This window comes from uncultured Aquincola sp. (assembly GCF_964001545.1).
Lineage (GTDB): Bacteria > Pseudomonadota > Gammaproteobacteria > Burkholderiales > Burkholderiaceae_C > Aquincola.
Window position 1 is genome coordinate 1 of record NZ_CAXFDV010000249.1, and the last position, 10,237, is coordinate 10,237.

Annotated in this window: 6 protein-coding genes and 1 pseudogene; 6 read left to right on the forward strand and 1 reads right to left on the reverse strand. The window is 64.9% G+C overall.

Going from position 1 to position 10,237, the window contains the following annotated elements:
* Nucleotides 1-1,530: pseudogene (rpoB, locus tag ABNT58_RS08575) on the forward strand (DNA-directed RNA polymerase subunit beta); the annotation flags it as partial.
* An 18-nt stretch (nt 1,531-1,548) separates the two neighbouring features.
* Nucleotides 1,549-5,772, forward strand: coding sequence for a DNA-directed RNA polymerase subunit beta' (gene rpoC / locus ABNT58_RS08580; RefSeq protein WP_348753079.1), 4,224 nt, complete (start codon nt 1,549-1,551; stop codon nt 5,770-5,772).
* A gap of 119 nt (nt 5,773-5,891) precedes the next feature.
* On the opposite strand, the gene ABNT58_RS08585 is transcribed toward rpoC, so the two are convergent.
* Entirely contained in the window at nt 5,892-6,365 is a 474-nt protein-coding gene (locus ABNT58_RS08585) for a PIN domain-containing protein (RefSeq protein WP_348753080.1), read from the reverse strand.
* Nucleotides 6,366-6,537: 172 nt separating this feature from the next.
* On the opposite strand from ABNT58_RS08585, the gene rpsL reads away from it, so the two are divergent.
* The 4 genes from rpsL to ABNT58_RS08605 all read left to right on the forward strand — a co-directional run.
* Nucleotides 6,538-6,915 carry a 30S ribosomal protein S12 gene (rpsL, locus tag ABNT58_RS08590; RefSeq protein WP_046116047.1) on the forward strand — a complete coding sequence of 126 codons (378 nt, stop codon included), beginning with the start codon at nt 6,538-6,540 and terminating at the stop codon, nt 6,913-6,915.
* A 148-nt stretch (nt 6,916-7,063) separates the two neighbouring features.
* Nucleotides 7,064-7,534: a 30S ribosomal protein S7 gene (gene rpsG / locus ABNT58_RS08595; protein ID WP_046116048.1), complete on the forward strand. Its 471-nt coding sequence runs from the start codon at nt 7,064-7,066 to the stop codon at nt 7,532-7,534.
* 81 nt (nt 7,535-7,615) lie between these two features.
* Nucleotides 7,616-9,718 carry an elongation factor G gene (fusA, locus tag ABNT58_RS08600; protein ID WP_348753081.1) on the forward strand — a complete coding sequence of 701 codons (2,103 nt, stop codon included), beginning with the start codon at nt 7,616-7,618 and terminating at the stop codon, nt 9,716-9,718.
* Nucleotides 9,719-9,840: 122 nt separating this feature from the next.
* Nucleotides 9,841-10,237, forward strand: a 397-nt coding sequence (locus ABNT58_RS08605; RefSeq protein WP_348753082.1) for a GTP-binding protein, incomplete at its 3' end; no start/stop codon positions are given.

The following is a 10,237-nucleotide window of genomic DNA, read 5'->3' on the forward strand; positions in this document are numbered from 1 at the left end:
CCCAACCTGTCCGAGCAGCAGCTGGCTCGCCTGGACGAGTCGGGCATCGTGTACGTGGGCGCCGAGGTGAACCCGGGCGACGTGCTGGTGGGCAAGGTGACGCCGAAGGGCGAAACCACGCTGACGCCGGAAGAAAAGCTGCTGCGCGCGATCTTCGGCGAGAAGGCGTCCGACGTGAAGGACACCTCGCTGCGCGTGGACCAGGGCACCAGCGGCACCGTCATCGACGTGCAGGTGTTCACCCGTGAAGGCATCCAGCGTGACAAGCGCGCCCAGCAGATCATCGACGATGAACTCAAGCGCTTCCGCCTGGACCTGAACGACCAGCTGCGCATCGTCGAGGCCGACGCCTTCGACCGTATCGAGAAGCTGCTGAACGGCAAGGTCGCCAACGGCGGCCCGCAGAAGCTGGCCAAGGGCACGACCATCGACAAGGCCTACCTGGCCTCGATCGAGAAGTACCACTGGTTCGACGTGCGCCCGGCCGAGGACGAAGTGGCCAACCAGCTCGAGTCGATCAAGAACTCGCTCGAGCAGACCCGCCACAGCTTCGACCTGGCTTTCGAAGAAAAGCGCAAGAAGCTGACGCAAGGCGACGAGCTGCCGGCCGGCGTGCTGAAGATGGTCAAGGTGTACCTGGCCGTCAAGCGCCGCCTGCAGCCTGGCGACAAGATGGCCGGCCGTCACGGCAACAAGGGTGTCGTGTCCAAGATCACCCCGATCGAAGACATGCCCTACATGGCCGACGGCACGCCGTGCGACATCGTGCTGAACCCGCTGGGCGTGCCTTCGCGGATGAACGTGGGTCAGGTGCTGGAAGTGCACCTGGGCTGGGCCGGCAAGGGCATCGGCCAGCGCATCGGCGACCTGCTGCAGAAGGAGTCGCGTGCGGCCGAGCTGCGCAAGTTCTTCGACCAGCTCTACAACCAGTCGGGCGGCACGACCGAGGACCTGTCCTCGTTCAGCGACGACGACATCGTGGAGATGGCCAAGAACCTCGAGAACGGCGTGCCGTTCGCGACGCCGGTGTTCGACGGCGCGGCCGAGGAGGAAATCCGCGGCATGCTGAAGCTGGCTTACCCGGACGACGTGGCCAAGGCCAAGGGCCTGACCGAGACGCGCACCCAGGCCACGCTGCATGACGGCCGCACCGGCGACGCCTTCGAGCGCCCCGTGACCGTGGGCTACATGCACGTGCTGAAGCTGCACCACCTGGTCGACGACAAGATGCACGCCCGCTCCACCGGCCCGTACTCGCTCGTCACCCAGCAGCCGCTGGGCGGCAAGGCGCAGTTCGGTGGCCAGCGCTTCGGCGAAATGGAAGTGTGGGCGCTGGAAGCCTATGGCGCCTCGTACATCCTGCAGGAGATGCTGACCGTGAAGTCCGACGACGTGAACGGCCGCACCAAGGTCTACGAGAACATCGTCAAGGGCGAGCACTCGATCGAAGCCGGCATGCCGGAATCGTTCAACGTGCTGGTGAAGGAAATCCGTTCGCTCGGCATCGACATCGAGCTCGAGCGCAACTAAGGGAACAGGAGAAAAGGCATGAAGGGACTACTCGACCTTTTCAAGCAATTCACGCCCGACGAACACTTCGACGCGATCAAGATCGGGCTGGCCTCGCCCGAAAAGATCCGCTCGTGGTCGTTCGGCGAAGTGAAGAAGCCCGAGACGATCAACTACCGCACGTTCAAGCCCGAGCGCGATGGCTTGTTCTGCGCCAAGATCTTCGGCCCCATCAAGGACTACGAGTGCCTGTGCGGCAAGTACAAGCGCCTTAAGCACCGCGGCGTCATCTGCGAGAAGTGCGGCGTTGAAGTCACGCAGACCAAGGTCCGCCGCGACCGCATGGGTCACATCGACCTGGCGGCGCCGTGCGCGCACATCTGGTTCCTGAAGTCGCTGCCGTCGCGTCTGGGCCTGGTGCTCGACATGACGCTGCGCGACATCGAGCGCGTGCTGTACTTCGAAGCCTATGTCGTGGTCGACCCCGGCATGACCCCGCTGAAGAAGTTCTCGATCATGAGCGAGGACGACTACGACGCCAAGCGCATCGAGTTCGGCGAAGAGTTCGTCGCGCTGATGGGCGCCGAGGGCATCAAGAAGCTGCTGGAGGAGATGGATCTCGACGTCGAGATCGAGAAGCTCCGCGGCGACATGACCGGCTCCGAGCTCAAGATCAAGAAGAACTCCAAGCGCCTGAAGGTGATGGAAGCCTTCAAGCGTTCGGGCATCCGGCCGAGCTGGATGGTGCTGGAAGTGCTGCCCGTGCTGCCGCCGGACCTGCGTCCGCTGGTGCCGCTGGATGGCGGCCGCTTCGCCACGTCCGACCTGAACGACCTGTATCGCCGCGTCATCAACCGCAACAACCGCCTGGCGCGGCTGCTGGAGCTGAAGGCGCCCGAGATCATCGTGCGCAACGAAAAGCGCATGTTGCAGGAAGCGGTCGACTCGCTGCTGGACAACGGCCGTCGCGGCAAGGCGATGACCGGTGCCAACAAGCGCGCGCTGAAGTCGCTGGCCGACATGATCAAGGGCAAGAGCGGCCGCTTCCGCCAGAACCTGCTGGGCAAGCGCGTCGACTACTCGGGCCGTTCGGTCATCGTGGTGGGCCCGACGCTCAAGCTGCACCAGTGCGGCCTGCCCAAGCTGATGGCGCTGGAGCTGTTCAAGCCCTTCATCTTCTCGCGCCTGGAGGCGATGGGCATCGCCACCACCATCAAGGCCGCCAAGAAGGAAGTCGAGAGCGGCACGCCGGTGGTCTGGGACATCCTTGAAGAAGTCATCAAGGAACACCCGGTGCTGCTGAACCGCGCGCCGACGCTGCACCGCCTGGGCATCCAGGCGTTCGAGCCGGTGCTGATCGAAGGCAAGGCCATCCAGCTGCACCCGCTGGTGTGCGCGGCGTTCAATGCCGACTTCGACGGCGACCAGATGGCCGTCCACGTGCCGCTGTCGATCGAAGCGCAGATGGAAGCCCGCACGCTGATGCTGGCCTCCAACAACGTGCTGTTCCCGGCCAACGGCGAACCGTCGATCGTGCCGTCGCAGGACGTGGTGCTGGGTCTGTACTACGCGACCCGCGAGCGCACCAACGGCAAGGGCGAAGGCCTGATCTTCTCCGACGTGGTGGAAGTGCAGCGCGCGCTGGACAACGGCGCCGTGGAAATCACCGCCAAGATCAGCGTGCGCCTGACGCAGTACACGAAGAACAAGGAAACCGGCGAGTTCGTGCCGGAGACCAAGCTCGTCGACACCACCGTCGGCCGTGCGCTGCTGTCCGAGATCCTGCCCAAGGGCCTGCCCTTCAGCAACATCAACAAGGCGCTGAAGAAGAAGGAGATCTCCAAGCTGATCAACGTGTCCTTCCGCACCTGCGGTCTGAAGGAGACGGTGGTCTTCGCCGACAAGCTGCTGCAGTCGGGCTTCCGCCTGGCCACGCGCGCCGGCATCTCCATCGCCATCGACGACATGCTGGTGCCCAAGGAGAAGCAGGGCCTGATCGACCGCGCCGAAAAGGAAGTCAAGGAGATCGAGCAGCAGTACGTCTCGGGCCTGGTGACCGCCGGTGAGCGCTACAACAAGGTCGTGGACATCTGGGGCAAGACCGGTGACGAGGTGGGCAAGGTCATGATGGCCCAGCTCTCCAAGCAGAAGGTGCAGGACCGCCACGGCAAGGAAGTGGACCAGGAGTCGTTCAACTCCATCTACATGATGGCCGACTCGGGCGCCCGGGGTTCCGCCGCGCAGATCCGCCAGCTGGCCGGCATGCGCGGCCTGATGGCCAAGCCTGACGGCTCGATCATCGAGACGCCGATCACCGCGAACTTCCGCGAAGGCCTGAACGTTCTGCAGTACTTCATCTCCACCCACGGTGCTCGTAAGGGCCTGGCGGACACGGCGCTGAAGACCGCGAACTCCGGCTACCTGACCCGTCGTCTGGTGGACGTGACGCAGGACCTGGTGGTCACCGAAGTCGATTGCGGCACCGAGAACGGCATCGCCATGCGCGCGCTGGTCGAAGGTGGTGAAGTCATCGAATCGCTGCGTGACCGCATCCTGGGCCGCGTCGCCGCGGTCGAGGTGCTGCACCCCGAGAACCAGCAGCTGCTGGTGCCGGCCGGCCAGATGCTCGACGAAGAGACGCTGGACGTGCTGGAAGCCGCCGGCGCCGACGAGGTGAAGGTGCGCACGCCGCTGACCTGCGACACGCGTTTCGGCCTGTGCGCCAAGTGCTACGGCCGCGACCTGGGCCGTGGCGGCCTGGTGAACGTGGGCGAGGCGGTGGGCGTGATCGCCGCGCAGTCGATCGGTGAGCCGGGCACGCAGCTGACGATGCGGACCTTCCACATCGGTGGTGCCGCTTCGCGCGCCGCGGTGGCCAACAGCGTCGAAGCCAAGAGCGACGGCATCATCGGCTTCAACGCCACGATGCGCTACGTCACCAACGGCAAGGGCGAACTGGTGGTCATTTCGCGTTCGGGCGAGATCGTCATCCTCGACCCGCACGGCCGTGAGCGCGAGCGTCACAAGGTGCCGTACGGCGCCACGCTGAACGTGCATGCCGACCAGACCATCAAGGCCGGCACCGTGCTGGCCAACTGGGACCCGCTGACCCGACCCATCATCACGGAATTCGCCGGCAAGGCGAAGTTCGAGAACGTGGAAGAGGGCGTGACCGTTGCCAAGCAGGTGGACGAAGTCACCGGCCTGTCGACGCTGGTGGTGATCGACCCGAAGCGCCGCGGTGCCACGAAGGTGGTGCGCCCGCAGGTCAAGCTGCTGGATGCCGGCGGCCAGGAAGTCAAGATCCCTGGCACCGACCACTCGGTGACCATCGGCTTCCCGGTGGGCGCGCTGGTGCAGATCCGCGACGGCCAGGACCTGGCCCCCGGTGAAGTGCTGGCACGTATCCCGGTGGAAGGTCAGAAGACCCGCGACATCACCGGCGGTCTGCCGCGAGTGGCCGAGCTGTTCGAAGCGCGTTCGCCGAAGGACGTCGGCACGCTGGCCGAGCAGACCGGTACCGTGTCGTTCGGCAAGGAGACCAAGGGCAAGGTGCGCCTGCAGATCACCGATCCGGACGGCAAGGTGTACGAGGAGCTGGTGCCCAAGGAAAAGAACATCCTGGTGCACGAAGGCCAGGTGGTGAACCGGGGCGAGCTGATCGTCGACGGCGCGGCGGACCCGCAGGACATCCTGCGCCTGCTGGGCATCGAGGAACTGGCGCGCTACATCGTCGACGAAGTGCAGGACGTCTACCGTCTGCAGGGCGTGAAGATCAACGACAAGCACATCGAGGTGATCGTTCGCCAGATGCTGCGCCGCGTGCAGATCGTCAACCCGGGCGAGTCGTCCTACATCGCCGGCGAGCAGGTCGAGCGTTCGGAGCTGCTGGACACCAACGACCGCCTGCGCGGTGAAGGCAAGGTCACGGCCACGCACGCCGACGTGCTGCTGGGCATTACCAAGGCTTCGCTGTCGACCGACTCGTTCATCTCCGCGGCTTCCTTCCAGGAAACCACCCGCGTGCTGACCGAAGCGGCCATCATGGGCAAGCGCGACGAGCTGCGTGGCCTGAAGGAAAACGTGATCGTCGGTCGCCTGATTCCCGCGGGCACCGGCATGGCCTTCCACGACGCACGCCGCGCCAAGGAAGACATGGACGAGAGCGAACGCCGCGCCATCGCGCTGCAGGAAGCCGAAGAGCTGGCTGCCGCGCAACTGGCCGCGGTGGGCAGCGACACGCCGGACGAGGCGGCCGAGTAAGGCCGGACAGACAGGCCGCCCGCGCGGTGGCCTGCATCTGGAGGGGGCGGCTTCGGCTGCCCCTTTTTCATTGGCGGTGCCCCGAGCTCGCTGCGCTCGCTCCTCCTGAGGAGGCGTGTTCAGCCTTGGGCTGGACCGGCGGCTGAACGCATCTGTTCGATGCAGCGCTCGGGCGTCTGCACCTCCACGCCCCAGCGGCGGGCGCGTTTGGCCAGCTTGAGCAGCGCGCGGTCGCGTGTGACCAGCCAGCGCGCCTGCCACACCACGGCGGCGTCGATGAACACCTGGTCGTCGGCATCGCTGCAGTGCAGGCGCTGCGTGACGCCCGGCACCGGCGCCGGCTGCATCCGGACATGGCTGCACCAGGCCTGCAGCACCGGTTCGGCGGGCTGGTCGCCCAGCCGGCCGCCCAGCCCGCGCGACAGCACGTGCGCCAGCTCATCGCGCATGCGCTCGCAGCCCAGCCAGCGCAGGCGGCCGGCGGCGATCTGCTCGAACAGCGGCGTCACCGCCGGGTTGCGGAACACCAGCCAGTCCAGCGCGACGTTGGTGTCGACGACCACGGCGTCGGGCTCGGGCGGGTTCAGGGTCATCGGCTTGCGCGGCTCATTGAACTGCGAATATACTCGCAGGTTCTTCGGCAGATTCTGCTGCGCTCTTTGTCGCCTGCTGCGCCCCGCGCGGCGCTCAGGTCGTCCCACACAAGAGCGCTGTGGCTTCTCCCGACAGAAAAAATTGCGTGACTTCAAACGGGAACAAGTCCACATGCCTACCATCAACCAGCTCGTGCGCCACGGCCGTGAGGTCGAAGCCACGAAGTCCAAGTCGCCTGCCATGCAGGGCGGCCCCCAGCGCCGCGGTGTCTGCACCCGCGTCTACACCACGACCCCGAAGAAGCCGAACTCGGCGCTGCGTAAGGTCGCCAAGGTGCGCCTGACCAACGGTTTCGAGGTCATCTCGTACATCGGCGGTGAAGGCCACAACCTGCAGGAACACAGCGTCGTGCTCGTGCGCGGCGGCCGTGTGAAGGACCTGCCCGGTGTGCGTTACCACATCGTGCGCGGCTCCCTCGACCTGCAAGGCGTCAAGGACCGCAAGCAATCTCGCTCCAAGTACGGCGCCAAGCGCCCGAAGAAGGCCTAAGGCCACCAGCGCGATCGGCCGCAAGCCGGTTGCACGTTGCGGAGGGCCCCAGGGCTCGCCGAGTAAGTGGATGGTTGTTTCAGGCTATGGCCATCCAAGGCAAGGGCACGAAGCTCGCGCCAACTGAAGCTGATAAAGGAAGACTCCCATGCCGCGTCGCCGCGAAGTACCCAAGCGCGAGATCCTGCCCGACCCGAAGTTCGGCAGCGTCGATCTCTCGAAGTTCATGAACGTCGTGATGGAATCCGGCAAGAAGGCCGTGGCCGAGCGCATCATTTACGGTGCCCTCGACCAGGTCGAGAAGAAGGCCAACAAGGATCCGCTCGAGATCTTCATGACCGCGCTGAACAACGTGAAGCCGATGGTCGAAGTCAAGAGCCGCCGCGTCGGTGGTGCGAACTACCAAGTTCCCGTGGAAGTTCGCCCCGTCCGCCGCATGGCGCTCGCGATGCGCTGGCTCAAGGACTCCGCCCGCAAGCGTGGCGAGAAGTCGATGGCCGCGCGCCTGGCCAATGAGCTGCTGGAGGCCTCTGAAGGCCGCGGCGGCGCGATGAAGAAGCGCGACGAAGTGCACCGCATGGCAGAGGCCAACAAGGCCTTCTCGCACTTCCGCTTCTAAGTCGTCCCAGTCCTACGTTCCCCTGGCCGCTCTTCGGGTTTGCACCAACCCGCGAGCGGCCCCTGTATTTGGAGCAACACCATGTCCCGCAAAACTCCCATCGAGCGCTACCGCAACATCGGTATCTCTGCGCACATCGATGCCGGCAAGACCACCACGACCGAGCGCATCCTGTACTACACCGGTGTGAACCACAAGATCGGCGAGGTGCACGACGGCGCCGCGACGATGGACTGGATGGAGCAGGAGCAGGAGCGGGGCATCACCATCACGTCGGCAGCGACGACCTGCTTCTGGAAGGGCATGGACATGTCCTATCCGGAGCATCGCTTCAACATCATCGACACCCCGGGGCACGTGGACTTCACCATCGAGGTGGAGCGTTCCATGCGCGTGCTGGACGGCGCCTGCATGGTGTACTGCGCCGTGGGTGGCGTGCAGCCCCAGTCGGAAACCGTCTGGCGCCAGGCCAACAAGTACAAGGTGCCCCGTCTGGCGTTCGTCAACAAGATGGACCGCACCGGCGCGAACTTCTTCAAGGTCTATGACCAGATGAAGACCCGCCTGAAGGCCAACCCCGTGCCCGTCGTGGTGCCCATCGGCGCCGAAGACAACTTCAAGGGCGTGGTGGACCTCTTCAAGATGAAGGCCATCATCTGGGACGAGGCCTCGCAAGGCATGAAGTTCTCGTACGAGGACATCCCCGCCGAGCTGCAGGCCGAGTGCGAGAAGTGGCGTGAAGGCATGGTCGAGGCCGCGGCCGAAGCCAGCGAAGAGCTGATGAACAAGTACCTCGAATCGGGCGAACTGTCCGAGGAAGAGATCAAGCTCGGCCTGCGCACCCGCACCATCGCCACCGAAATCCAGCCGATGCTGTGCGGCACCGCCTTCAAGAACAAGGGCGTGCAGCGCATGCTCGACGCGGTGATCGACTTCCTGCCCTCGCCGGTGGACATCCCCCCGGTCGGCGGCACGGACGACGACGAGAAGGAAGTCTTCCGCAAGGCGGACGACAGCGAGAAGTTCTCGGCCCTGGCCTTCAAGCTGATGACCGACCCGTTCGTCGGCCAGCTGACCTTCGTTCGCGTGTACTCGGGCGTGCTGGCTTCCGGCTCGACCGTCTACAACCCGATCAAGGGCAAGAAGGAACGTATCGGCCGGATCCTGCAGATGCACGCCAACCAGCGTGAAGAAATCAAGGAAATTCTGGCCGGCGACATCGCCGCCTGCGTGGGCCTGAAGGACGTGACCACGGGCGAAACCCTGTGCGATCCGGACGCCGTGATTACGCTGGAAAAGATGGTCTTCCCTGAGCCGGTGATCTCGCAGGCCGTGGAACCCAAGACCAAGGCCGACCAGGAAAAGATGGGCATCGCCCTGTCGCGCCTGGCCGCTGAAGACCCGTCGTTCCGCGTGCGCACCGACGAAGAATCGGGCCAGACCATCATCTCGGGCATGGGCGAGCTGCACCTGGAAATCATCGTCGACCGCATGAAGCGCGAGTTCGGCGTGGAAGCCAACGTCGGCAAGCCGCAGGTGGCCTACCGCGAAACCATCCGCAAGACCGCGACCGACGTCGAAGGCAAGTTCGTGCGCCAGTCGGGCGGCAAGGGCCAGTACGGCCACGTCGTGCTGACGCTGGAGCCGCAAGAGCCGGGCAAGGGCTTTGAGTTTGTCGACGCCATCAAGGGCGGCGTGGTGCCGCGCGAGTACATCCCCGCGGTGGAAAAGGGCATCATCGACACGCTGCCGAACGGCGTGCTGGCCGGCTTCCCGGTGGTGGACGTCAAGGCCACGCTGACCTTCGGTTCGTACCACGACGTGGACTCGAACGAAAACGCGTTCAAGATGGCCGCCTCGATGGGCTTCAAGGAAGCCATGCGCCGGGCCAGCCCGGTCATCCTCGAGCCGATGATGGCCGTGGAAGTCGAGACGCCGGAAGACTACGCCGGTACCGTCATGGGTGACCTGTCCAGCCGTCGCGGCATGGTGCAGGGCATGGACGACATGCCTGGCGGCGGCAAGGTCATCAAGGCCGAAGTGCCGCTGTCCGAGATGTTCGGCTACTCGACCAGCCTGCGCTCGGCCACGCAAGGCCGTGCGACGTACACGATGGAGTTCAAGCACTACAGCGAAGCTCCGAAGAACGTCGCCGACGCGATCATCACCGCTCGCGGCAAGTAAGCAACCACAACCAGCCGGTCTTCGGCCGGGTGCCGTCCGCTGCCAGTGACGGACGAACCAGCACCCGGTCGGAAACCTAAAACCTGAGCACTGGCACTGCTCTTTGATACGGAGAAATTGAAATGGCAAAAGGTAAATTCGAGCGGACCAAGCCGCACGTCAACGTGGGGACGATCGGCCACGTGGACCATGGCAAGACGACGCTGACGGCGGCGATCACGACGATCCTGTCGGCCAAGTTCGGCGGCGAAGCCAAGGCGTACGACCAGATCGACGCGGCGCCGGAAGAAAAGGCGCGTGGCATCACGATCAACACCGCGCACGTCGAGTACGAGACCGCCAACCGCCACTACGCGCACGTGGACTGCCCGGGCCACGCCGACTACGTGAAGAACATGATCACGGGTGCGGCGCAGATGGACGGCGCGATCCTGGTGTGCTCGGCCGCTGACGGCCCGATGCCCCAGACCCGCGAACACATCCTGCTGTCGCGTCAGGTTGGCGTTCCTTACATCATCG